Here is a 22335-nt window from a genome sequence, read left to right as displayed (position 1 = left end):
GATATGCACAATGTCGTCGTCCAGGTCGGCAAGGCCGACGTCAGCGCCGAGGATGTCCTCGCCGTGGCCCGCGGCGGGGCCCGGGTGGAGATCGGGCCGGACGCGCGGGCCGAGATGGCGGCCGCGCGGGCCCGGATCGACGCCCTCGCGGCGGAGCCGCGTCCGGTGTACGGGGTCTCGACCGGGTTCGGGGCGCTGGCGGTGCGGCACATCAGCCCGGAGCTGCGGGCGCAGCTGCAGCGGTCGCTGGTGCGCTCGCACGCGGCGGGCATGGGCCCGGTGGTGGAGACCGAGGTGGTCCGGGCGCTGATGTTCCTGCGGATGAAGACGCTGGCGTCCGGCCGGACCGGGGTGCGCCCGGTGGTGGCCGAGACCATGGCGGCCCTGCTGAACGCCGGGATCACCCCGGCGGTGCGGGAGTTCGGTTCGCTGGGCTGCTCCGGCGACCTGGCGCCGCTGTCGCACTGCGCCCTGGTGCTGATGGGCGAGGGCACCGCGTTCGGCCCGGACGGGGTGGAGAAGGACGCCGCCGAGCTGCTCGCCGCGGCCGGCATCGAGCCGGTCGAGCTGCTGGAGAAGGAGGGCCTGGCCCTCATCAACGGCACCGACGGCATGCTCGGCATGCTGGTGATGGCCCTGGCGGACCTGCACCGGCTGTACACCACCGCCGACATCACCGCCGCGATGTCGCTGGAGGCGCTGCTGGGCACCGACAAGGTGCTGGCGCCGGAGCTGCACGCTCCGATCCGCCCGCACCCGGGCCAGGCCGCGGCCGCCGCCAACATGCTGGCGGTGCTGCGCGGCTCCGGGCTGACGGGCCATCACCAGGACGACGCGCCGCGGGTGCAGGACGCCTACTCGATCCGCTGCGCGCCGCAGGTGGCGGGCGCCGGCCGGGACACCCTGGCGCACGCCCGACTGGTCGCCGACCGGGAGCTGGCCGCGTCGGTCGACAACCCGGTGGTGCTGCCGGACGGCCGGGTGGAGTCCAACGGCAACTTCCACGGCGCCCCGGTGGCGTACGTGCTGGACTTCCTGGCGATCGCCGCGGCCGACCTGGCCTCGATCTCCGAGCGGCGCACCGACCGGCTGCTGGACAAGGCCCGCTCGCACGGGCTCCCCGCGTTCCTGGCCGACGACCCGGGCGTGGACTCCGGCCTGATGATCGCCCAGTACACCCAGGCCGCGCTGGTCAGCGAGAACAAGCGGCTCGCGGTGCCGGCCTCGGTGGACTCCATCCCGTCCTCGGCGATGCAGGAGGACCACGTCTCGATGGGCTGGTCGGCCGCCCGTAAGCTGCGTGCCGCGGTGGTCAACCTGGGACGTGTGCTGGCGGTGGAACTCGTCGCCTCCGCACGGGCGTTGGAGATCCGGGCGCAGGCCGCCGAGGGGGCCGACCCGCTGGCTCCGGCGACCGCCGCGGCGGTGGCCTCGGCCCGCGCGGCCGGGGTCGGGGGTCCCGGCCGCGACCGGTTCCTGTCGCCCGACCTGGAGGCCGCCGCCGCCCTGGTCGCCTCGGGCGCCCTGGTGGACGCGGTCGAGCGGGTCACCGGGCCGCTGGCCTGACCCGCCGCCGCACGGGACGGGCGGGCGCACCCGCCGGGGGGAGCCTCCGGACCCGCCCGTCCCGTCAGGCGAAACGGGATTGCCCACCTGCCGGGACTGCGCCACAGTCTTCCCACCGCCGAAGCCACCGGCGTCCGCCCAACCGAGCGTGGAGGTACCGCTGATGACCGCCCTGGACGAGACCGGCACCCACCCGGGGCCCTCGGCCCGGATGCTCCAGCTCTTCGAGGGCCACCGGCTGACGCCCACGCAGCGGCGGATCGCGCACTCGCTGGTCCGGCACGCCGCCGAGGCGCCGTTCCTGTCCAGCGTGGAGGTGGCCGAGCTGGCAGGGGTCTCCCAGCCCTCGGTGACCCGGTTCGCGGTGGCGCTCGGCTACGACGGCTACCCGGCGCTGCGCAAGCAGCTGCGCGAACTCGGGGTCGGCGAGTCCCCCACCCCGGAGAGCCCCGACGAGGTGGTGCGCAACGAGCACCAGCAGGCCGTGCTGGCCGAGATCGAGCACCTGCGGCACCTCGCCGACCTGCTCGCCGACCCGGCCCCGATCGTCCGCGCGGCCCGGCTGCTGGCGGCCTCCCGCCCGCTGCCGGTGCTGGGCCTGCGCGCCGCCTCCGCCCAGGCGCACGGCTTCGCCTACTTCGCCGCCAAGGTCCACCCCGACGTGCGGCTGCTGGACGAGGGCGGCTCGATGCTCGCCGACCGGCTCGAGCAGGCCGCCGCCGCCGGGGCCACCGCGCTGCTCTGCTTCGCGCTGCCCCGCTACCCGCGCGAGCTGATGGACGCCCTCGCGGTGGCCCGCGACTGCGGGCTGACCGTGCTCACCGTCGCCGACTCCGCGTTCGCCCCGGTCGCCAAGCTCTCCGACCTGCTGCTGCCCGCCGCCGTCGGCACCGGCCTGGTCTTCGACACCGCCTGCGCCCCGATGATGCTCGGCCGGGTGCTGCTGCAGACCATGTGCGACGAGCTGCCCGGCGCGGAGGCCCGGCTGGAGGCCATCGAGCAGTCCGCGACGGCCCGTCAGTTGTTCCTGGAATGACACCTGTTGTTCCTGGAACGACTCCTGTTGTTGTTCTACCGACACCTTCTCGTCGGGTTGACGATGGGGCCTGAGCGGGCATGTCTCTTCATGGGGGATGACGTACCGAAGCTTGGACGGGGGAAGTCCAATGCGTCCGATCCATCAGATGAGACTCACCGGACGACTCGGGTCCGGAGCCGACGAGTGGTCCTGCCCGTCCTGCGGGCGGCGGATCGCGCTGCGCCGGCCGCCGTACCCCGAACTCACCGTGCTCGATCCCGGTGACGAGGAGGCCGTGCACATCGGCGTCCTGGAACCCGGCACCGACGCCGCAGCCGACGCCGCCGCCCGCTACGGCGTCGGCCCGATCCAGGAGATCCCGCGCCCGCCGGCCCGCCCCGGGCAGGCGGTCCCCGAACCCGACGCCGAGGACCGCCGCTGGCTCGCCGAGATCGGCATCGACTGGGACGGCGACGAGGCGGCCTGACCGCGGCCGGCCGGAACCGACGGATTCCGGCCGGCCGCGGCGAGGCGCAGACTGGGAAGGGCGCACCCCTTCCTGGTGCGGTGGCGGGTGATCACGATGAGGCACTACTGGCACCACGGGCCGAACGGCGGCTGGGAGTGGATGTTCCCGGGGCTCGCCTTCCTGCTGCTCCTGCTCCTGATCGCGGGGGTGGCCCTGCTGCTCTGGCGCACCCAGGCGCACCGCACCGCGCCACCCCCCGCCCCGCACTGGGGCGGCCCGGAGGCGCCGCTCCCGGCCCCGGAGGCGGAGCGACTGCTCGCCGAGCGCCTCGCCCGCGGCGAGATCGAGGTCGACGAGTACCGGGAGCGCCTGGCCGCCCTCCGCGAGGGAACCCGGGGGAACGGTCCGCCGGGCACGAGCTGAGCGGTCGCCCGGCCGAGCTGCGGAGCGGATCGGGCGTCGGGCGCGTCCGCCCCGGCCTCAGCGGCCCGGTTCGGCGAACAGTCGCGCGGCCAGAACCGCGCGGAGTTCGACGGCGGTCTCGGCGATCCGGCGGTGTACCGCGATCTTCTCGTCGATCGCGACCAGGACCCGCACGGCCTCCCGCTGCTCGTCCAGCGAGGGCAGGGGGATCGGGAGACCTGAGAGGTCCCGGAGGGTGAGGCTCGGAATGCCCGCCCCTCTGCGGATGTACTGGTGCAACCAGCGGTCGACCGCGGGGCTGGCCAGGTAGTGGACCAGGTAGGACGGATCGACCGCGGCTCCCGGCCGGATGCGGAAGAGGCTCCCGCTGTACAGCCAGCCGGTCTGACGCTCCGTCACGGCGGCCGACTTCCCGGGGCGCCCGGTCCGGACGCAGAGCACGTCGCCGGCCCGCAGCCGATAGCGGTCCAGTGCTTTGGCCGTGGCGTCCGGTACGCCGACCAGCGGATCGTTGATCAGGGTGCGTTCGCCGATGTTCTGCGGCCGCAGCATCGGGACGCCGCTGCCGTCCGTCGCCAGAGCGCGGGGCGACGGCGCGGACGGCCCTGCCTGGAGGGAACAGCAGTCCTCGAGACGGACGGACTGGGGCGTGCTCATCAGCTGAGTCCTTCCAGTGCCCGGGTGAGAGCTCGGTCGGCCGCCGCAGCCCGCCGATCGAGATGCTCGAGGCGGTTGAGCAGCTCGTCGAGCGAAGCGCTGCCGCGACCCGGTTGCGGGGCGTCCACGGGCTCGACGTAGCGGGCCGGCACGAGGACGTAGTCCGCCGCTCGGAGGTCCTCGACGGTGGGGGAGGCGCTGATGTCGGTGAGCGATCGGTCCGTCTGCCACCTGCGGTACGCGTCTTCGATCGTGGCGACGGCGGCCGGCTCCAACGAATGTCCCCTGGCCGTGCGGGTGCCCAGGTCCGAGGCCTCGATCATCAGCACCTCGCGCCGATCGGCATCGTGCGGGGGGCGGAGGATCCAGATCATCACCGGAACAGCCGTCGCGGTGAACAGACCCGCGGGCAGCGAGATCAGACACTCGATCGCGCCGGATTCGACCAGGGCCGCCCGGATGTCCCGTTCCCTGCCGGACCGGAAGGCCGCACCGTGCGGCATCACCAGCGCGCCGCGTCCGCCTGGTGCCAGCGACAGCACGACGTGCTGGACCCACGCCAGATCGAGGTTGCGCGCGGGCGGCGGACCGAACGGCCAGCCGCGCTCGACGATCGCCGGGTCGTGCGCCTTGAGACTGAACGGAGGATTGCCGAGCACGACGTCATACCGGTGGGCCGCATCAGGTTCCGGGAGCTCGTTGACCACGGCCACCGAGGCGGGGACGGAGTGGATCGCGAGGTTCAGCTCGCTCGACCGGGCGTCGCTCGGCCGGGTGGTCGCGCCCCGCACCACGGGTGGGGTTCCGAGGGACCTGGCCGCGTCGACCAGCAGTTCACCCGAGCGGCAGTAGGGGTCGTAGAGGCTGGCGGGTGGCGGGCCCTGCGCCAGCACGGCGAGCATGGCCTGCCGGACGGCGGTCGGCGTGTAGAAGCTGCCGCTGCGGGCGCCCTGCTGCGCTGCGGACTCCCGGAGGAGCGCGTCATAGGCGTCCGCGACCTCATGCCCGGGCGTCAGCAGGTTGATGGTCCGTACCGTGTCGTCGAGCACGCTGTCGGGACAGCGCCGGATCAACTGGGCGAGCTGGTCCGGGTCTTCAGCGAGTTCGGCGGTCCATCGCTCGATCACCCGTGCGAGCGGGAGCGGTTCGTCGAGGATCGCCGCCCAGGCGTCCGGCCGACAGGCGCGGAGGTACAGCAGGAACCGCAGCAGCGAGTCGTAGCCGGGGTTCCAGCCGGCCCGGAGGTACCAGGCTCCCGCTTCGCCCAGCAGCTCGGCGACGATGCGCTCGACCTTTCCGGAGTCGGCCGGTGGCTTCCCCGCCGACGCGGCGAACCGGTCCGCGTAGGTGAGGCCGTGGGTCTCGCCGGGGCGGAGCTGGTTGCGCGGCACCACGCGGCCGGAGAGCCACCGGCGGATCTCCTCGGCGTGGAACAGCTCCTCGGTGCCGACCCGGACGGGCTCCGGATAGTCCGGGTGCCGGCGCTGCCAGTTCGTCACCGCCGGGCGTTCCACCCCCGCCCGCTGGGCGATGTCGGCGCGTGAGAGCAGGCCGCCGGTCTCTGCGGGGTCGGTCATCCTGGCCTCCATCGGTGCCGTCGCCGGTTCAGAACCGCGGAGGCCGCAAGCCCCCGCAGGTGTCCTCGCGGGTGCTCAGGACCTCCGGAACGCGGTCCATCGCACGGGCCGCGGCCGCCATGTCCGGGCTGAGGTATTCAAGCAGGCGGTAGATCTTCGCGTGGTCGGCCGCCAGGTGCCGGTGGTGGATCGGCTCGTGGTGCCCGATCCGGTTGCGGAAGAGCTGCATCGAGTAGAAGTCCTCGTGGAGCAGCCGACGGCGACCCGAGTAGTGCGGAAACGCGCGGTGCAGGAACGGCACCCACAGTGCACGGTCGTACGCGGTGCTGAGCAGCGACACCCAGAATCCGAACGAGAGCTCCGCGACGACGTCGTCGGACGAGGTGACCCCGTGCCGGCGACCGCCCTTGCGCCGGGCCTCGTCGATCAGCTTCCGCCCGTTCGGGCTGAGTGGGGCGGCCTCCCACCAGTCGGCTCGACCGAAGCCGGCGCCGAGTCGATCGTGCAAGGCGTTGCGCAGGGTGAGCTCCAAGCAGTGCAGCGGGCCGAGGAACGCCCCGGAGGCTTCGGCGTTCCACCAGTACAGGAGCCGCGCCTGCCCCTCGTCGCCGCCCGTCGCCTTCACGTAGGGCACGAGCCGCTGCTCGGACAGCGCAGTGCGCATCCACCGAGGCAGTGCGTTCGTCACGACGGGTTCCTCCGGTCTGGATTCCTTGTTGCGGTCCACGGGGCCGCTGCTACGCTGGCCGGGTAAGCCCCGGGTCCGCCTCTGCTGAGCATGCCGCCCGGGGCACTGCTTTTTCCTCGGGCTTCTCCTCGGCCGAGTCCGTGCGGTGGACAGGCCGGTGCAGCACCCCGAAGGTCTTCTGACGCCTCATCAGCTTGCGACGACAGTAGGGCACCGCGAGGTGGCCTCGCAAGCGCATTGTGGTGCGCTCGAATCTGTTAACCCCTTCGGGCCCCACTCGCGGGGCCGGAACTCTGGCCAGCCTGGTTCTGTTTGGATATATTCAGTCTGCTTGATCGTGAATGAATTCATCCGCAAGGAGGCTGGGCCATGGCAGAGCAGGTGAGCGGGCCGCGCGAGGTTCGGGCGGCGCGGGGTACCGGGCTGAGTGCGCAGGGCTGGCAGCAGGAGGCCGCCCTGCGGATGCTGATGAACAACCTGGACCCGGAGGTCGCGGAGCACCCGTCGAAGCTGGTGGTCTACGGCGGCACCGGCAAGGCGGCCCGGGACTGGCGGTCGTTCGACGCCATGGTGCGGACGCTGCAGGGGCTGAAGCAGGACGAGACCATGCTGGTGCAGTCCGGCCGGCCGGTCGGCGTGATGCAGACCCACGAGTGGGCGCCGCGCGTGCTGATCGCCAACTCCAACCTGGTCGGGGACTGGGCGAACTGGGAGGAGTTCCGGCGGCTGGAGTCGCTCGGCCTCACCATGTACGGCCAGATGACCGCCGGGTCGTGGATCTACATCGGCACCCAGGGCATCCTGCAGGGCACCTACGAGACCTTCGCGGCCGTCGCCAACAAGCGCTTCAACGGCACGCTCGAGGGCACCATCACCCTCACCGCCGGCCTCGGCGGCATGGGCGGCGCCCAGCCGCTCGCCGTCACCATGAACGGCGGCGTGGCGATCTGCGTCGACTGCGACCCGTCCCGGATCGCCCGCCGGATCGAGCACCGGTACCTGGACGTCGAGGCCACGAACCTCGACCACGCGCTGCAGCTGGCCACCGAGGCCCGCGACAAGCGGCAGCCGCTCTCCATCGGCCTGCTCGGCAACGCCGCCGAGCTGTTCCCGCAGCTGCTCGCGATGGACGCGCCGATCGACATCGTCACCGACCAGACCAGCGCCCACGACCCGCTGAGCTACCTGCCGATCGGCGTCGCCTTCGACGACATGGCCGACTACGCGGCCGCCAAGCCCGCCGAGTTCACCCAGCGCTCGCGCGAGTCGATGGCCCGGCACGTCGAGGCGATGGTCGGCTTCCAGGACCGCGGCGCCGAGGTCTTCGACTACGGCAACTCGATCCGCGGCGAGGCCCAACTGGCGGGCTACGACCGGGCGTTCGCCTTCCCCGGGTTCGTCCCGGCGTACATCCGGCCGCTGTTCTGCGAGGGCAAGGGCCCGTTCCGGTGGGCTGCGCTCTCCGGTGACCCGCAGGACATCCACAAGACCGACAAGGCGGTGCTCGACCTCTTCCCGGAGAACGAGTCGCTGCACCGCTGGATCAAGATGGCCCAGGAGAAGGTGCACTTCCAGGGCCTGCCCGCGCGGATCTGCTGGCTCGGCTACGGCGAGCGCGACAAGGCGGGCGAGCGGTTCAACGACATGGTCGCCTCCGGTGAGCTCTCCGCCCCGATCGTGATCGGCCGCGACCACCTGGACTGCGGCTCGGTCGCCTCCCCGTACCGCGAGACCGAGGCGATGCTCGACGGCTCCGACGCGATCGCCGACTGGCCGCTGCTCAACGCCATGGTCAACGTCGCCTCCGGCGCGTCCTGGGTCTCCATCCACCACGGCGGCGGCGTCGGCATCGGCCGCTCCATCCACGCCGGCCAGGTGACGGTCGCCGACGGCACCGCGCTGGCCGGCGAGAAGATCCGCCGCGTCCTCACCAACGACCCCGGCATGGGCGTCATCCGGCACGTCGACGCCGGCTACGACCGGGCCTCCGAGGTCGCCGACGAGCGGGGCGTGCGCGTGCCGATGGCGGAGCTGTGACCGCCGACTTCGACGCGATGTGGGCGGAGCTGCTCCCCGTGGGCCGCTCCGCCTCCTCCGGCGGCTACCGGCGGCACGCCTGGAACTCCGCCGACACCGAGTGCCGCGCCTGGTTCGAGGACCAGGCGCGGGCCCGGGGGCTGCGGTACGAGACGGACCGCAACGGCAACCAGTGGGCCTGGCTCGGCGACCCGGCCCGCGGGGACGCCGTGGTCACCGGCTCGCACCTGGACTCCGTTCCGGACGGCGGCGCGTACGACGGGCCGCTCGGCGTGGTGTCCTCCTTCGCCGCGCTCGACGAACTGCGTTCCAGGGGCGTCGGGTTCACGCGGCCGCTGGGCATCGTCAACTTCGGCGACGAGGAGGGTGCCCGGTTCGGCGTCGCCTGCGTCGGCAGCCGGCTGGCCACCGGCGTCCTCGACCGGGAGGCCGCGTACGCGCTGCGCGACGCCGACGGGGTGCGGCTGCCGGACGCCATGGAGCGGGCCGGGCGCGACCCGTCGCTGATCGGCGCCGACCCCGAACTGCTCGGCCGGATCGGCGCGTTCGTCGAACTCCACATCGAGCAGGGCCGGTACCTGGCGGAGGACCAGCCGGTCGGCGTGGCGAGCGCGATCTGGCCGCACGGCCGCTGGCGCTTCGACTTCCACGGCGAGGCCAACCACGCCGGCACCACCCGGCTGGTCGACCGCCGCGACCCGATGCTGACCTACGCCACCACCGTCCTCGCCGCCCGCAAGAAGGCCCGGCTGGCCGGCGCGCTCGCCACCTTCGGCAAGGTCGCCGTGGAACCCAACGGCACCAACGCCATCGCCTCGCTGGTCCGCGGCTGGCTGGACTCCCGGGCCGCCGACGAGGCGACGCTCCGTCAGGTGGTCGAGGCCATCGCGCAGGCCGCGACCGAGCGCGGCGAGCGCGACGGGGTGCGGGTCGAGCTGGTCCGGGAGTCGTACACGCCCGTGGTGGACTTCGACGGACCGCTGCGCGACCGCCTCGCCGACCGGCTGAAGGCCCCCGTCCTGCCGACCGGCGCGGGACACGACGCGGGGATCCTGGCGTCCGCCGTCCCGACCGCCATGCTGTTCGTACGGAACCCCAGCGGCGTCTCGCACTCCCCGGCCGAGTACGCCGAGACCCCGGACTGCCACGCCGGAGTCGCCGCCCTCGCCGACGTACTGGAGGACCTCGCATGTCAGCCGTCGTGACGTACTGGGCCGAACACGCCTGGATCCCCCACGTCAACGGCCCCGTGGTCGAACGCGACGTCCTGATCGCCGTCGGGCCCGGCGGACGCATCGCCAAGGTCACCCCCGACAGCGGGCCCTGCCCCGACGGCGCCGTCCGCCTCGCGGGCCTCGCCCTCCCCGGCCAGGCCAACGCCCACTCGCACGCCTTCCACCGCGCCCTGCGCGGCTCCGTCCAGGTCGGCTCGGGGACGTTCTGGACCTGGCGCGACACCATGTACCGGGTCGCCTCCGCGCTCGACCCCGACAGCTACCTGGCGCTGGCCACCGCGGTGTACGCCGAGATGGCGCTGGCGGGCATCACGGCGGTCGGCGAGTTCCACTACCTGCACCACGCGCCCGGCGGCGTCCGGTACGACGCGCCCAACGCGATGGGCGAGGCGCTGATCGAGGCGGCGCTGCGGGCCGGCATCCGGATCACCCTGCTGGACACCTGCTACCTGTCGTCCGGCTTCGGCGCGGAGCCGAACGCGACCCAGCTGCGGTTCTCGGACGGCGACGCCGACGCGTGGGCCGAGCGGGCGTCCGGGCTCTCGCCGGCCGAGCACGCGCGGATCGGGGCGGCGGTGCACTCCGTGCGGGCCGTCCCGGCCGAGCAGCTCGGGACGGTCGCGCACTGGGCCGCCATGCGCAAGGCCCCGCTGCACGTCCACCTGTCCGAGCAGACCGCCGAGAACGACGCCTGCCTGACCGCGCACGGCGTCACCCCGACCCGGCTGCTCGCCGACCACGGCGTGCTCGGGCCGCGCACGTCCGCGGTCCACGCCACGCACCTGACCGACGAGGACATCCGGCTGCTGTCCGACACCTCCACCGCGGTGTGCATGTGCCCGACGACCGAACGGGACCTGGCGGACGGCATCGGCCCGGCCCGGCGACTGGCCTCGGCGGGCTGCCCGATCACCCTCGGCAGCGACAGCCACGCGGTCATCGACCCGTTCGAGGAGGCCAGGGCGCTGGAGCTGGACGAGCGCCTGCGGACCCGGACCCGGGGCCACTGGACCGCGAACGCGCTGCTGCGGGCCGGCACCGAGGACGGCCACGCCTCGCTGGGCTGGCCCGAGGCGGGGCGGCTGGAAGCCGGATCGCTCGCCGACTTCTGCGTGATCGCCCTCGACTCGGTGCGGACCGCCGGACCGCCGGCCGCGCTGGGCGCGGAGACCGCGGTCTTCGCGGCGAGCGCGGCGGACGTCCGGCACCTGGTGGTCGGCGGCCGACACGTCGTCAGGGACGGTGTGCACCAGCTCGTTCCGGACGTGGCGGGAGCGCTCGGCAGTTCGATCGCCGCGCTGCGGTAGCGGCCCCTGACACGCGATCCCGCCGAGGTGCGCTTTCCGCTCCGCGCAACCCCCCGCGCCCCCGGCGGGGTGCGAACCGACTAGTTAAGGATGAAGTCCTCGTATGAGCCTGCTCATTGCCAATGTCGGATCCCTGGTCACCAACGACCCGTCGATCGGCGACGGGTCGCTCGGGCTGCTCGCCGATGCCGCCGTGGTGGTGGAGGGCGAGCGGGTCGTGTGGGTCGGTCCGGCGAAGGACGCTCCGGCGGCCGACGAGCGGGTGGACGCGGAGGGCCGGGCGGTGCTGCCGGGGTTCGTGGACAGCCACTCGCACCTGATGTTCGCGGGGGACCGGACCGCGGAGTTCAACGCGCGGATGTCGGGCCGGCCGTACACCGCGGGCGGGATCCGGACCACGGTGCAGGCGACCCGCGCGGCGAGCGATGCGGAGCTGAACGCCAATCTGACCCGCTACCTGGGCGAGATGGTGCGGCAGGGGACGACCACCGTCGAGGTGAAGTCCGGGTACGGGCTGAGCACGGCGGACGAGGCGCGGTCGCTGCGGATCGCGGCGGGGCACACCGAGGAGACGACGTACCTCGGGGCGCACGTGGTCGGTCCGGAGTTCGCCGACGACCCGGCGGGCTACGTGGAGCTGGTGACCGGGGAGATGCTGGACGCCTGCGCGCCGTACGCGCGCTGGGTGGACGTGTTCTGCGAGCGCGGCGCGTTCGACGGGGAGCAGGCGCGGGCCGTGCTGGAGGCGGGCATGGCCAAGGGGCTGCGGCCGCGGGTGCACGCCAACCAGTTGACCTACGGGCCGGGGGTGCAGCTGGCGGTGGAGCTGGGGGCGGCCTCGGCGGACCACTGCACGCACCTGACCGACGAGGACGTGGCGGCGCTGGCCGGCGGCGAGACGGTGGCGACGCTGCTGCCGGGCGCGGAGTTCTCGACCCGGGCGGAGTACCCGAGTGCGCGGCGGCTGCTGGACGCCGGAGCCCGGGTCGCGTTGTCGACGGACTGCAACCCGGGCTCCAGCTTCACCAGTTCGATGCCGTTCTGCATCGCGGTGGCGGTCCGCGAGATGGGGATGACCCCGGACGAGGCGGTGCACGCCGCCACCGCGGGCGGGGCGCTGGCGCTGCGGCGGACCGATGTGGGTCGGATCGCGCCGGGCGCCCGGGCGGACCTGCTGATGCTGGACGCGCCTTCGCACGTGCACCTGGCCTACCGCCCGGGCGTCCCGCTCACCGCCGCCGTGTGGCAGGGCGGGGTGCGCCGGGTCTGACCAGGGGTCAGCGGACGTCGCCCATCAGCCGGCCGACCCGACCGCGGGCGGCCAGCAGGCCGAGGCCCGCGACGATGGCGAGGGCGCCCTGGACGGCGAAGTACCAGGTGGAGCCGACCACGTCGTCACCGAGCAGGAGCTGGGCCAGGGCGGCCACGCAGTCACCGGCGGTGACGGCGAGGAACCAGATGCCCATCATCTGGGAGGCGTACTTCGCCGGGGCCAGCTTGGTGGTGACCGAGAGTCCGACGGGGGAGAGGGTGAGCTCGCCGACGGTCTGGATCAGGTAGACCACCGCCAGCCACAGCGGGGTGACCTTGGCGCCGCCGGTGGCGGCGGCCATGGCGAGCATCATCACCAGGAAGGACGCGCCGATCATGAGCAGGCCGAAGGCGAACTTGCCGGTGGTGGAGGGGTTGCGGCCGCGGCGCGCGGCGACGTTCCACAGCCAGGCGAAGACCGGGGCCAGCGCCATGATGTACAGCGGGTTCAGCGACTGGAACCAGCTGGACGGGAAGTCGAAGCCGAACAGGCTGCCCGCGGTGTTGCGCTCGGCGAAGACGCTGAGCGTGGAGCCGGACTGGTCGTAGATCATCCAGAAGACCGCGGCGGCGGCGAAGAACCACAGGTAGCCGCTCATCCGCGAGCGCTCCTCGCCGGACAGCGCCCTGTCGCGGCGGATCCGGGCGAAGACCAGCGCGGGGATGGCCAGGCCGGCCAGCGACAGCGGCCAGATCGCCCACGAGATGGTGAAGTGCCCGGTGCCGGCGACCACGCCGTAGAAGACCGCGGCGGCGGCCAGCCACAGGCCGGCCTTGCGCAGCACGGCGTTGCGCTCGGAGGGGGTGATCGGGGAGGTCACCACGCTGGAGCGCGGGCTGAGGTGGCGGGTGCCGAACAGGAACTGGACCAGGCCGAGCGCCATGCCGACACCGGCCAGCGCGAAGCCGAGGTGCCAGTTGACCTGCTGGCCGACAGTGCCGATCACCAGCGGCGCGAGGAAGGCGCCGAGGTTGATGCCCATGTAGAAGATGGTGAAGCCGCCGTCCCGGCGGGCGTCGTTGGGCCCGTCGTAGAGGTGGCCGACCATCGTCGAGATGTTGGCCTTCAGCAGTCCGGAGCCGACCGCGATCAGCACCAGGCCGGCGAAGAACGAGGCGGAGGCGGGCACGGCCAGCAGGAAGTGGCCGACCATGATGACCGCGCCGCCGAGCGCCACCGTGCGGCGGGCGCCGAGCAGCCGGTCGGCGATCCAGCCGCCGGGCAGGGCGAGCAGGTAGACCATGGCGTTGTAGACCGAGTACACGGCGGTGGCGGTCGCCACCTGCATGCCGAGGCCGCCCTCGGCCGCCTTGGCGGACATGTAGACCACCAGCAGCGCGCGCATGCCGTAGAAGCTGAAGCGCTCCCAGGTCTCGGTCATGAAGAGGGTGGCCAGGCCGCGGGGGTGGCCGAGGAAGGTGCGCTCCTGAGCGCCGGTGGGCCGTACCTCGGACTCCAGGGTGGTCGAAGCCATGGGTGTTTCCTTGCCTGTCTTCATCGGGGGTCCGACCACTGTAAGTCGTGAGATCAGCTGATCGCGGAGCGTGAATGGTATTCGGAAGGTAAAGAACAGTGGCCGTTCGCCGTGCAAATCAATGCCAGCAGCGGAACATTACCTGCGAACGCAAGGGTACTGCGAAGAATGTCCATGAAAGCGCAGTTGGCTCCGAAGGTTCCTCTCAAGTCAAGTTGATCACTCTCTGTGAGCCGGTTCACAGCCGCGGGGCCGGGCCCGTCGAGCCCGCGAAACACCCCCTGATCAGCGGCCGTCAGGCGGTCTACCATCGCCCCTATGACCTGTGTGCTGCTGGCCGAGGACGACCCGGCAATCTCCGAACCGCTGGCCCGCGCGCTGCGCCGCGAGGGCTACGAGGTGCTCGTCCGCGAAGACGGTCCGGCCGCCCTGGGCGCCGGACTCAGCGAGGACGTCGACCTGATCGTGCTCGACCTCGGGCTGCCCGAGATGGACGGCCTGGAGGTGTGCCGGCGGCTGCGCGCCGACGGCAAGAGCTTCCCGGTGCTGGTGCTCACCGCCCGCGCCGACGAGGTGGACACCGTGGTCGGCCTGGACGCCGGCGCCGACGACTACGTCACCAAGCCGTTCCGGCTGGCCGAACTGCTGGCCCGGGTCCGGGCCCTGCTGCGGCGCGGCAACGTCGACCAGCTGACCACCGGCGCGCACGGCGTGAAGATCGACATCGAGTCGCACCGCGCCTGGCTCGGCGACGAGGAACTCACCCTCTCCGCCAAGGAGTTCGAGCTGCTGCGGGTCCTGGTGAGGGACGCCGGCCGGGTGGTCACCCGCGAGGAGATCATGCGTCAGGTCTGGGACACCACCTGGTGGACCTCGACCAAGACCCTGGACATGCACATCTCCTGGCTGCGCAAGAAGCTCGGCGACGACGCGGCCAACCCGCGCTACATCGCCACCGTGCGGGGCGTCGGCTTCCGCTTCGAGAAGAACTGAAGGTCCACCCGGCGTGAAGCGCAGGATGATCAACTCACTGCTGGGTGTGGTCCTGGTGGTGGTCGCGGTGTTCTGCGTGCCGCTGGCCCTGATCGAGAAGCAGTCGATCGTCAACGCCGCCCACGACCGGGTGGACGCGGTGGCGGTCCGGGTGCTCGGCCTGGTGGAGAGCCGGCTCGCCGCGGGCGAGCCGGTCACCGGCGAGAACCTCGCCGCGGTGGTCACCGAGGGCTTCTACGTCACCGTGGACATCCCCGGGCAGCCGCTGATCGCGATCGGCCGCCCGGTCACCGAGGACGCGCTGACCGCCACCGAGACCGGCGCCAGCGGCGAGACCGTCACCGTCATGCAGTCCCGCACCGCGCTCGACCACGAGATCGGCAACATGCTGCTGCTGCTCGGCGTGGTCGCGCTGCTCGCCGTCCAGGCGGCCGTGGCGCTCGCGGTCTGGCAGGCCAAGCGCCTCGCCCGGCCGCTCACCGAACTCGCCGAGACCGCCGAACGGCTCGGCTCCGGCGACCCCCGCCCGCAGGGCCGCCGCTACGGGGTGCCCGAACTCGACCGGATCGCCGAGGTGCTGGACACCAGCGCCGAACGGATCGCCCGGATGCTGACCGCCGAACGCCGGCTCGCCGCCGACGCCTCGCACCAGCTGCGCACCCCGCTCACCGCGCTCTCCATGCGGCTGGAGGAGATCACCGCGCTCGCCGAGGACCCGGCCACCGTCCGCGAGGAGGCCACCATCGGCCTGCAGCAGGTCGAGCGGCTCACCGACGTCGTCCAGCGCCTGCTCACCAACCAGCGCGACCCCAACAGCCCCACCGCGGTGACCTTCCCGCTCGACGAGGTGGTCAAGCAGCAGGTCGAGGAGTGGGCGCCGACGCTGCGCGACAGCGGACGGCGGCTGGTCATCGAGGGCCTGCGCGGCGCCCGGGTGATCGGCACCCCCGGCACCGTCTCCCAGGTGCTGGCCACCCTGATCGAGAACTCGCTGATGCACGGCGCCGGCACCATCACCCTGCGGGTGCGGCGCTCCGGCAGCTCGGTGGTGGCCGAGGTGCAGGACGAGGGCGCGGGCGTGCCCAGGGAACTCGGCAACCGGGTCTTCGAACGGGCCGTCAGCGGCCGCAACTCCACCGGCATCGGACTGGCCGTCGCCCGCGACCTCGCGGAAGCCGACGGCGGACGCCTCGAACTGCTGTCGCTGCGCCCGCCGGTGTTCGCGCTCTTCGTCGCCCGCGCGGACGACTGACGCGCCGCTACTTGCCCGCGAGCGCCAGCTCGGGCTCGACCGCCTCGGACTCCTCCAGCTCCGGCAGCGCCTTGAACACCCAGGTGCGGTAGGAGACGAAGCGGAAGACGGTGGCCACCACCAGGCCGAGGACCTTGCCGCCGAGCTTCTCGAACGGCGAGTCCAGGCCGAGCACGTACTGGGTGAAGCCCAGGGTGCCGGTCTCGATCAGCATGCCGATGCCGCTGAACAGCAGGAAGAGCGTGATCTCGCGCTTGCGGGAGGCCGCGTCGCGGTCCTTGTAGAGCCAGTAGCGGTAGCCGAGGTAGTTGGTGGCGATCGCCACCAGGGTCGCCGCGACGTTCGACCGCAGCGACGCCAGGCCGAAGCCGTTGGTGAGGAACCAGAACAGACCGAAGTTGACCACCACGCCGGTGGCGCCGATCAGGGCGAAGCCGAGTGCCTCGGTGGAGAGACCGCGCATCCGCTGGACCAGCGAGGGGCGCGCTTCGGTGCTGCTCGTCATCCGGGCTCTCTCCGTCTGCTCACATGATCGGATAGTGGTGTCGCGGGACTCGGCCCACCAGGCTACCGGCACTTCCTGAGTGCTCCGTCCCGGCCCGGGGCGCACCCCTGGAGCAAACGCCGGTACGAGGCCCCCGACCGGCCCCGATATCCTGGAGCACGTGACAGTAGCGGGCAATGCGAACTTTCCAGTGGTCGGAGTCATCGGCGGTGGGCAGCTCGCCCGCATGATGCACCAGGCGGGCATCCCGCTGGGCATCCGCTTCAAACTCCTCGCCGACTCCCCCGAGGAGTCCGCCGCGCAGGTGGTCGGCACCACCGTGTACGGGGACTACCGCGACCTCGAGACGCTGCGCGCCTTCGCCGCCGACTGCGACGTCGTCACCTTCGACCACGAGCACGTGCCCACCGAGCACCTGCGCGCCCTGCAGGCCGAGGGCGTGGCCGTCCGGCCCGGGCCGGAGGCGCTGGTCAACGCGCAGGACAAGGGCGTGATGCGGGCGAAGCTGGACGCCATCGGCGTGCCCTGCCCCCGGCACCGGCTGGTCGCCGACCCGGCGGACGTCACCGCGTTCGCCGAGGAGGGGGAGGGCTACCCCGTCGTGCTGAAGACGGTGCGCGGCGGCTACGACGGCAAGGGCGTCTGGGTGGTCGCGGACGAGGCCGCGGCGGCCGCGCCGTTCCTGGCCGGCGTGCCGGTGTTGGCCGAGGAGAAGGTCGACTTCGTCCGCGAGCTGGCCGCCAACGTGGTGCGCTCGCCCAGCGGGCAGGCGGTCGCCTACCCGGTGGTGGAGTCCGTCCAGGAGAACGGCATCTGCGCCGAGGTCACCGCCCCCGCGCCCGAGCTGGACCCGGCGCTCTCCGACGAGGCCCAGCAGCTGGCGCTGCGGATCGCCGGGGACCTCGACATCACCGGCCACCTGGCGGTCGAGCTGTTCCAGACCCGGGACGGCCGGATCCTGGTCAACGAGCTGGCCATGCGTCCGCACAACTCCGGCCACTGGACCCAGGACGGCTCCGTCACCTCGCAGTTCGAGAACCACCTGCGGGCCGTCCTCGACCTGCCGCTCGGCGACCCCCGCCCGCGCGCCAGGTGGACCGTGATGGTCAACGTCCTCGGCGGCGACTACCCCGACATGTACCGAGCCTTCCTGCACTGCATGGCCCGCGACCCCGGGCTGCGGATCCACATGTACGGGAAGGACGTGAAGCCCGGCCGCAAGGTCGGCCACGTCAACGTCTTCGGGGACGACCTCGAAGACGTCCGCGAGCGCGCCCGCCACGCGGCCGCCTACCTGCGAGGGACGATCACCGAATGACTGAGCCTCTTGTCGGCATCGTGATGGGCTCCGACTCCGACTGGCCCGTGATGGAGGCCGCCGCGCAGGCCCTCGACGAGTTCGAGATCCCCTACGAGGTCGACGTGGTCTCCGCGCACCGGATGCCGCGCGAGATGGTGTCCTACGGCGAGCGGGCGCACGGCCGCGGCCTGAAGGCGATCATCGCCGGGGCCGGCGGCGCCGCCCACCTGCCCGGCATGCTGGCCTCCGTCACCCCGCTGCCGGTGATCGGCGTGCCGGTGCCGCTGCGCTACCTGGACGGCATGGACAGCCTGCTGTCCATCGTGCAGATGCCCGCGGGCGTGCCGGTGGCCACCGTGTCGGTGGCCGGCGCCCGCAACGCGGGACTGCTGGCGGTCCGGATGCTCGCCGCCTTCGACCCCGAACTGGCCGAGAAGATGGTCGAGTTCCAGGCCGACCTGAACACCCAGGCGACCGAGAAGGGCCGCAAGCTGCGCGCCAAGGTGGCGGGGAGCGACTCCTTCGGCTTCGGCAAGTAGTAGAACGGGGGTCATGACCCCCGAACTGCTCGACCGCGCCCGGTCCGCCCTCCGCGCCGCCCCGGTGGTGGACGGCCACAACGACCTCCCCTGGGCGATGCGCGCCCAGGCCGGCTACGACCTGGAGGCCGTCGACCTGACGGCCGACCAGAGCCACCGGCTGCACACCGACTTCGGCCGCCTGCGGGCGGGCGGGGTCGGTGCGCAGTTCTGGTCGGTCTTCGTGCCGGCCGAACTCGCCGGGGACGGCGCGGTCAGCGCCACCCTGGAGCAGATCGACTTCGTCCGGGCGATGACCGAACGGCACGGCGACCGGCTGCGGCTGGCCCTCACCGCCGACGACCTGGAGGCCGCCCGCGCCGAGGGGCGGATCGCCTCGCTGATGGGCGCCGAGGGCGGACACTCCATCAACTCCTCGCTGGCCACCCTGCGCGCGCTGTACACGCTCGGCGTCCGCTACCTGACGCTCACCCACAACTCCAACGTGCCCTGGGCCGACTCCGCCACCGACCGGCCGGTGCACGGCGGGCTGAGCGCCTTCGGCGAGGAGGTGGTCCGCGAGATGAACCGGCTCGGCATGCTGGTCGACCTCTCGCACGTCTCGGCCGACACCATGCGCGACGCCCTGCGGGTCACCGCCGCCCCGGTGGTCTTCTCGCACTCCTCGGCCCGCGCGGTCTGCGACCACCCGCGCAACATCCCCGACGACGTGCTCGCCCTGCTCGCCGACAACGGCGGCGTGGCGATGGCCACCTTCGTGCCGAAGTTCGTCCTGCCCGCGGCGATCGAGTGGACCCTGGCCGCCGACGCCAACATGCGCGCCAACGGCTTCCACCCGCTGGACACCACCCCCGAGGCGATGGCCGTGCAGCGCGCCCACGAGGCCGCCCACCCGCGCCCGGTGGCCACCGCCGCGACCGTCGCCGACCACCTCGACCACATGCGCGAGGTCGCCGGCATCGACCACCTGGGCATCGGCGGCGACTTCGACGGCACCGCCTTCACCCCGGACGGCCTCGACGACGTCGCCGGCTACCCCAACCTGATCGCCGAACTGCTGCACCGCGGCTGGTCCGAGGCCGACCTGGCCAAGCTCACCTGGCACAACGCGGTGCGGGTGTTGCGCGAGGCGGAGTCCGCCGCCCGCCGCCTGCAGGCCCAGCGCGGCCCCTCGCTGGCCACCCGCGAGGCGTTGGACGGGGCGTGACCGGGCCGTTTGACCTTGACCCTGGGGCAGAGCCGAAGGTCGAGGACGTGGAGGAGGAACGGCTGCTCACCATCGGCGAGTTCGCCCGCCGGGGTCTGCTGTCGCCCAAGGCGCTGCGGCTGTACGACCGGCAGGGACTGCTGCCGCCGGACCGGGTCGACCCGGACACCGGCTACCGGTACTACCGGGCCGGGCGGCTGGCCGCGGCGCGGCTGATCGTCCGGCTGCGCGGCCTGGACATGCCGCTCGCCACGGTCGCCGAGGTGCTGGCCCTGCCGGGCCCGCAGGCGGCCGAGCGGGTCGCCGCGTACTGGGCGGCCGTCGAGCGGCGCACCGCGTCGCAGCGGACGCTGGCCGACCACCTCCGCGTCCAACTCAGCGGACTGGAAGGGATCAACGAGATGTTCGAGATCGAGCAGCGCGAGGTGCCGGAGCAGCTGGTGCTCACCGAACGCCGGCGCGCCTACCCGAAGGACCTGGACGGCTTCATCGGCGGCGCGATCGGCCGACTGTCGGAGGCCGCCGAGGCGTACGGCGGCGTGGTGGGGGCGCCGTTCGTGGTCTACCACGGCGACGTCAACGAGGACAGCGACGGCCCGGTGGAGGTGTGCGTGCCGGTCGACCCGGCGCGCGCCGCCGAGGTGACGGTCGAGCACCGGGTCGAGCCGGCCCACCGCGAGGCGTACACCCGGATCACCAGGGCGCAGGTGGAGTACCCGCAGATCCTCAGCGCCTACGACGCGGTGTGCGCGTGGGCCGAGACGGCGGGCGCCGAGCGGACCGGGCCGGGCCGGGAGGTGTACTTCACCGACTTCATGGCCGCCGCCCCGAACGACCCGGCCTGCGACATCGCCTTCCCGGTCCGCGCGGTCTGACGTCGCGTCACGGCGGCGGCGGTCCGTACGGTCTGACGCCGCCTCACAGCAGCGGCAGCTCGATCGCCGGGCAGCGGTCCATCACCATGTCGAGGCCGGCCGCGCGGGTCCGCTCGCAGGCCGCCTCGTCGATCACGTCGAGCTGGAACCAGACCGCCTTGGCGCCCACCGCCACCGCCTGGTCGGCGACCGCGCCGGCCAGCTCGGAGTTGACGAACACGTCCACCACGTCGACCGGGAACGGGATCTCGGCGAGCGAGGCGTAGCCCTGCTCGCCGAGCACCTCCTCGGCCTTCGGGTGCACCGGCACGATCCGCTTGCCGGCCTTCTGCAACACCCGGGCCACGCCGTACGCGGCCCGCCGGGTGTTCGTGGAGAGGCCGACCACGGCCCAGGTGTCGCCGGAGGAGGTGAGGATCTTCCGGACGACGGCGTCGTCCCCGTAGTCCACGGTGTGGTTGCTCATACCGGGGAGAACGGGGCGGCGCCTTCGGTCATTCCGCGAACGGGCGGCCCATCGCGCGGTAGGTCCAGCCGGCCGCGCGCCAGCGCTCGCCGTCCAGCACGTTGCGGCCGTCCAGCAGTCGGCGCTCGGCGACCACCGCGCCGACCTCGGCCGGGTCGAGCTCGCGGAACTCCTGCCACTCCGTCAGGTGCAGCACCACGTGGGCGCCCTGGACGGCCTCCATCGCGGTGTCGGCGTAGGACAGGCTGGGGAACATCTTGCGGGCGTTGTCCATCGCCTTCGGGTCGTAGACCGTCACCTGGGCGCCCTGGAGCTGTATCTGCCCGGCGACGTTCAGCGCCGGCGAGTCCCGGATGTCGTCCGAGTTCGGCTTGAACGCCGCGCCCAGCACCGCGACCCGGCGGCCCAGGAAGCCGCCGCCGCACTGCTCGCGGGCCAGCTCCACCATCCGCGAGCGGCGCCGCATGTTGATCGAGTCGACCTCGCGCAGGAAGGTCAGCGCCTGGTCGGCGCCCAGCTCCCCGGCCCGGGCCATGAAGGCCCGGATGTCCTTGGGCAGGCAGCCGCCGCCGAAGCCGAGGCCGGCGTTGAGGAACTTGCCGCCGATCCGCTCGTCGTAGGAGAGCGCCTTGCTGAGCTGCACCACGTCGGCGCCGGCGCTCTCGCAGACCTCCGCCATCGCGTTGATGAAGGAGATCTTGGTGGCCAGGAAGGAGTTGGCGGCGGCCTTCACCAGCTCGGCGGTCGGGAAGTCGGTGACCACGAACGGCACGCCCTCGGAGATCGGGGTCGCGTACACCGCGCGCAGCAGCTCCTCGGCGCGCGCGGAGCGCACGCCGACCACCAGCCGGTCCGGGTGCAGGGTGTCGCCCACCGCGAAGCCCTCGCGGAGGAACTCCGGGTTCCAGGCCAGCTCGGCCTCGGCACCGGCCGGGGCGAGCGCGGCCAGCTTCTCCGCCAGCCGGCTGGCGCTGCCCACCGGCACGGTGGACTTGCCGACCACCAGGGTGGGCCGGTCCAGGTGCGGGGCGAGCGACTCCACCGCGGCGTCGACGTAGCTCATGTCGGCGGCGAACTCGCCCTTGCGCTGCGGGGTGTTGACGCAGATGAAGTGGACGTCGCCGAAGGCGGCGACCTCCTCCCACGAGTCGGTGAAGCGCAGCCGGCCGGACGAGCCCTCGTGGCCGGGGACGTGCTTGACCAGCAGCTCGGACAGGCCCGGCTCGTACATCGGCACCCGGCCCGCGGCCAGCGCGGCGATCTTGTCCCGGTCGATGTCCAGTCCGAGGACCTCGAAGCCGAGCTCGGCCATGCAGGCGGCGTGCGTCGCGCCCAGATAGCCGGTGCCGATCACCGTGATGCGGGGAGCCACGTGCGTTCCCTTCGGGTACGGGCCGTTCTGGTTGCCGACGGCCGCAGGCACTGATGGTAGCCG

The 22335-nt window shown here is 72.8% G+C and carries 21 protein-coding genes; 14 read left to right on the top strand and 7 right to left on the bottom strand.

The features are described from left to right. Window positions 1–3 precede the first annotated feature (3 nt). From hutH to ACWD4U_RS00250, 4 genes are all read left to right on the top strand, one after another. Window positions 4–1566, top strand: coding sequence for a histidine ammonia-lyase (gene hutH, locus ACWD4U_RS00265; protein WP_363461981.1), 1563 nt, complete (start codon window positions 4–6; stop codon window positions 1564–1566). Between the two features lie 163 nt (window positions 1567–1729). Beyond that, window positions 1730–2602 carry a MurR/RpiR family transcriptional regulator gene (locus tag ACWD4U_RS00260; protein ID WP_363461971.1) on the top strand — a complete coding sequence of 291 codons (873 nt, stop codon included), beginning with the start codon at window positions 1730–1732 and terminating at the stop codon, window positions 2600–2602. Window positions 2603–2750: 148 nt separating this feature from the next. After that, window positions 2751–3071, top strand: a complete 321-nt coding sequence (locus ACWD4U_RS00255) for a hypothetical protein (RefSeq protein WP_363461969.1) — start codon at window positions 2751–2753, stop codon at window positions 3069–3071. A gap of 96 nt (window positions 3072–3167) precedes the next feature. After that, a complete protein-coding gene (locus ACWD4U_RS00250) occupies window positions 3168–3476 on the top strand; it encodes an SHOCT domain-containing protein (protein WP_363461967.1) in 309 nt (102 codons plus the stop codon). Window positions 3477–3533: 57 nt separating this feature from the next. On the opposite strand, the gene ACWD4U_RS00245 is transcribed toward ACWD4U_RS00250, so the two are convergent. From ACWD4U_RS00245 to ACWD4U_RS00235, 3 genes are read right to left on the bottom strand one after another with little or no spacing between them, the layout of a single operon-like run. Then, on the bottom strand, window positions 3534–4133 hold the full coding sequence (locus ACWD4U_RS00245) for a restriction endonuclease subunit S (RefSeq protein ID WP_363461965.1): 600 nt from the start codon (window positions 4131–4133) through the stop codon (window positions 3534–3536). Further along, window positions 4133–5710, bottom strand: coding sequence for an N-6 DNA methylase (locus ACWD4U_RS00240; protein ID WP_363461963.1), 1578 nt, complete (start codon window positions 5708–5710; stop codon window positions 4133–4135). Before ACWD4U_RS00240 ends, ACWD4U_RS00245 begins: the two co-directional genes overlap by 1 nt. Before the next feature lie 28 nt (window positions 5711–5738). After that, complete coding sequence (locus tag ACWD4U_RS00235; protein ID WP_363461961.1) at window positions 5739–6398, bottom strand: hypothetical protein; 660 nt, start codon at window positions 6396–6398, stop codon at window positions 5739–5741. Window positions 6399–6779: 381 nt separating this feature from the next. Between ACWD4U_RS00235 and hutU the strand changes: the two genes are divergently transcribed. From hutU to hutI, 4 genes are all read left to right on the top strand, one after another. Further along, a complete protein-coding gene (gene hutU, locus ACWD4U_RS00230) occupies window positions 6780–8435 on the top strand; it encodes a urocanate hydratase (RefSeq protein WP_363461979.1) in 1656 nt (551 codons plus the stop codon). A 17-nt stretch (window positions 8436–8452) separates the two neighbouring features. Continuing rightward, entirely contained in the window at window positions 8453–9640 is a 1188-nt protein-coding gene (locus ACWD4U_RS00225; RefSeq protein WP_449787064.1) for an allantoate amidohydrolase, read from the top strand. Then, a complete protein-coding gene (locus ACWD4U_RS00220) occupies window positions 9625–10977 on the top strand; it encodes a formimidoylglutamate deiminase (protein ID WP_363459698.1) in 1353 nt (450 codons plus the stop codon). Before ACWD4U_RS00225 ends, ACWD4U_RS00220 begins: the two co-directional genes overlap by 16 nt. Window positions 10978–11080: 103 nt before the next feature. Further along, entirely contained in the window at window positions 11081–12247 is a 1167-nt protein-coding gene (gene hutI / locus ACWD4U_RS00215; RefSeq protein ID WP_363459697.1) for an imidazolonepropionase, read from the top strand. Window positions 12248–12254: 7 nt separating this feature from the next. On the opposite strand, the gene ACWD4U_RS00210 is transcribed toward hutI, so the two are convergent. Then, entirely contained in the window at window positions 12255–13763 is a 1509-nt protein-coding gene (locus ACWD4U_RS00210) for a peptide MFS transporter (RefSeq protein WP_363459696.1), read from the bottom strand. A gap of 318 nt (window positions 13764–14081) precedes the next feature. Between ACWD4U_RS00210 and ACWD4U_RS00205 the strand changes: the two genes are divergently transcribed. Both ACWD4U_RS00205 and ACWD4U_RS00200 read left to right on the top strand, forming a co-directional pair. After that, window positions 14082–14756, top strand: coding sequence for a response regulator transcription factor (locus ACWD4U_RS00205; protein WP_253797838.1), 675 nt, complete (start codon window positions 14082–14084; stop codon window positions 14754–14756). Window positions 14757–14769: 13 nt separating this feature from the next. Next, window positions 14770–16008, top strand: coding sequence for an ATP-binding protein (locus ACWD4U_RS00200; protein ID WP_363459695.1), 1239 nt, complete (start codon window positions 14770–14772; stop codon window positions 16006–16008). 7 nt (window positions 16009–16015) lie between these two features. Here ACWD4U_RS00200 and ACWD4U_RS00195 read toward each other — a convergent pair whose 3' ends face one another. Next, a complete protein-coding gene (locus tag ACWD4U_RS00195; RefSeq protein ID WP_363459694.1) occupies window positions 16016–16513 on the bottom strand; it encodes a GtrA family protein in 498 nt (165 codons plus the stop codon). A gap of 151 nt (window positions 16514–16664) precedes the next feature. Here ACWD4U_RS00195 and ACWD4U_RS00190 point away from each other — a divergent pair, with 151 nt between their 5' ends. Genes ACWD4U_RS00190 through ACWD4U_RS00175 form a run of 4 tightly spaced genes read left to right on the top strand, consistent with a single transcriptional unit; the run spans window position 16665 to window position 20434 of the window. Beyond that, window positions 16665–17831 (top strand): 5-(carboxyamino)imidazole ribonucleotide synthase, encoded by a 1167-nt coding sequence (locus ACWD4U_RS00190; RefSeq protein WP_449787063.1) that lies wholly within the window; start codon window positions 16665–16667, stop codon window positions 17829–17831. Further along, entirely contained in the window at window positions 17828–18352 is a 525-nt protein-coding gene (gene purE, locus ACWD4U_RS00185) for a 5-(carboxyamino)imidazole ribonucleotide mutase (protein WP_363459693.1), read from the top strand. The genes ACWD4U_RS00190 and purE overlap by 4 nt, the downstream gene beginning before the upstream one ends. 13 nt (window positions 18353–18365) lie before the next feature. Then, window positions 18366–19559, top strand: a complete 1194-nt coding sequence (locus ACWD4U_RS00180; RefSeq protein WP_363459692.1) for a dipeptidase — start codon at window positions 18366–18368, stop codon at window positions 19557–19559. 47 nt (window positions 19560–19606) lie between these two features. Next, window positions 19607–20434, top strand: coding sequence for a MerR family transcriptional regulator (locus ACWD4U_RS00175; RefSeq protein WP_363459691.1), 828 nt, complete (start codon window positions 19607–19609; stop codon window positions 20432–20434). A 43-nt stretch (window positions 20435–20477) separates the two neighbouring features. Here ACWD4U_RS00175 and ACWD4U_RS00170 read toward each other — a convergent pair whose 3' ends face one another. Further along, a complete protein-coding gene (locus ACWD4U_RS00170) occupies window positions 20478–20900 on the bottom strand; it encodes a CoA-binding protein (RefSeq protein ID WP_363459690.1) in 423 nt (140 codons plus the stop codon). A 28-nt stretch (window positions 20901–20928) separates the two neighbouring features. Then, window positions 20929–22272: a UDP-glucose dehydrogenase family protein gene (locus ACWD4U_RS00165; protein WP_363459689.1), complete on the bottom strand. Its 1344-nt coding sequence runs from the start codon at window positions 22270–22272 to the stop codon at window positions 20929–20931. Between the last annotated feature and the right edge of the window lie 63 nt (window positions 22273–22335).

It is taken from the genome of Kitasatospora sp. NPDC002522 (genome assembly GCF_053595195.1).
The sequence above is the reverse complement of the archived record's forward strand: the minus strand, read 5'-3'. Positions and strand labels throughout refer to the sequence as shown.

Excerpts from the sequence above, each read along its gene's own strand:
- ACWD4U_RS00225 (WP_449787064.1), top strand. The coding sequence starts at position 8,453 with ATGTGGGCGGAGCTGCTCCCCGTGGGCCGCTCCGCCTCCTCCGGCGGC.
- ACWD4U_RS00260 (WP_363461971.1), top strand. The coding sequence starts at position 1,730 with ATGACCGCCCTGGACGAGACCGGCACCCACCCGGGGCCCTCGGCCCGG.
- ACWD4U_RS00195 (WP_363459694.1), bottom strand. The coding sequence starts at position 16,513 with ATGACGAGCAGCACCGAAGCGCGCCCCTCGCTGGTCCAGCGGATGCGC.
- hutI (WP_363459697.1), top strand. The coding sequence starts at position 11,081 with ATGAGCCTGCTCATTGCCAATGTCGGATCCCTGGTCACCAACGACCCG.
- ACWD4U_RS00220 (WP_363459698.1), top strand. The coding sequence starts at position 9,625 with ATGTCAGCCGTCGTGACGTACTGGGCCGAACACGCCTGGATCCCCCAC.
- ACWD4U_RS00255 (WP_363461969.1), top strand. The coding sequence starts at position 2,751 with ATGAGACTCACCGGACGACTCGGGTCCGGAGCCGACGAGTGGTCCTGC.
- ACWD4U_RS00180 (WP_363459692.1), top strand. The coding sequence starts at position 18,366 with ATGACCCCCGAACTGCTCGACCGCGCCCGGTCCGCCCTCCGCGCCGCC.
- ACWD4U_RS00170 (WP_363459690.1), bottom strand. The coding sequence starts at position 20,900 with ATGAGCAACCACACCGTGGACTACGGGGACGACGCCGTCGTCCGGAAG.
- ACWD4U_RS00250 (WP_363461967.1), top strand. The coding sequence starts at position 3,168 with ATGAGGCACTACTGGCACCACGGGCCGAACGGCGGCTGGGAGTGGATG.
- ACWD4U_RS00205 (WP_253797838.1), top strand. The coding sequence starts at position 14,082 with ATGACCTGTGTGCTGCTGGCCGAGGACGACCCGGCAATCTCCGAACCG.
- hutH (WP_363461981.1), top strand. The coding sequence starts at position 4 with ATGCACAATGTCGTCGTCCAGGTCGGCAAGGCCGACGTCAGCGCCGAG.
- ACWD4U_RS00210 (WP_363459696.1), bottom strand. The coding sequence starts at position 13,763 with ATGGCTTCGACCACCCTGGAGTCCGAGGTACGGCCCACCGGCGCTCAG.
- ACWD4U_RS00245 (WP_363461965.1), bottom strand. The coding sequence starts at position 4,133 with ATGAGCACGCCCCAGTCCGTCCGTCTCGAGGACTGCTGTTCCCTCCAG.
- ACWD4U_RS00240 (WP_363461963.1), bottom strand. The coding sequence starts at position 5,710 with ATGACCGACCCCGCAGAGACCGGCGGCCTGCTCTCACGCGCCGACATC.
- purE (WP_363459693.1), top strand. The coding sequence starts at position 17,828 with ATGACTGAGCCTCTTGTCGGCATCGTGATGGGCTCCGACTCCGACTGG.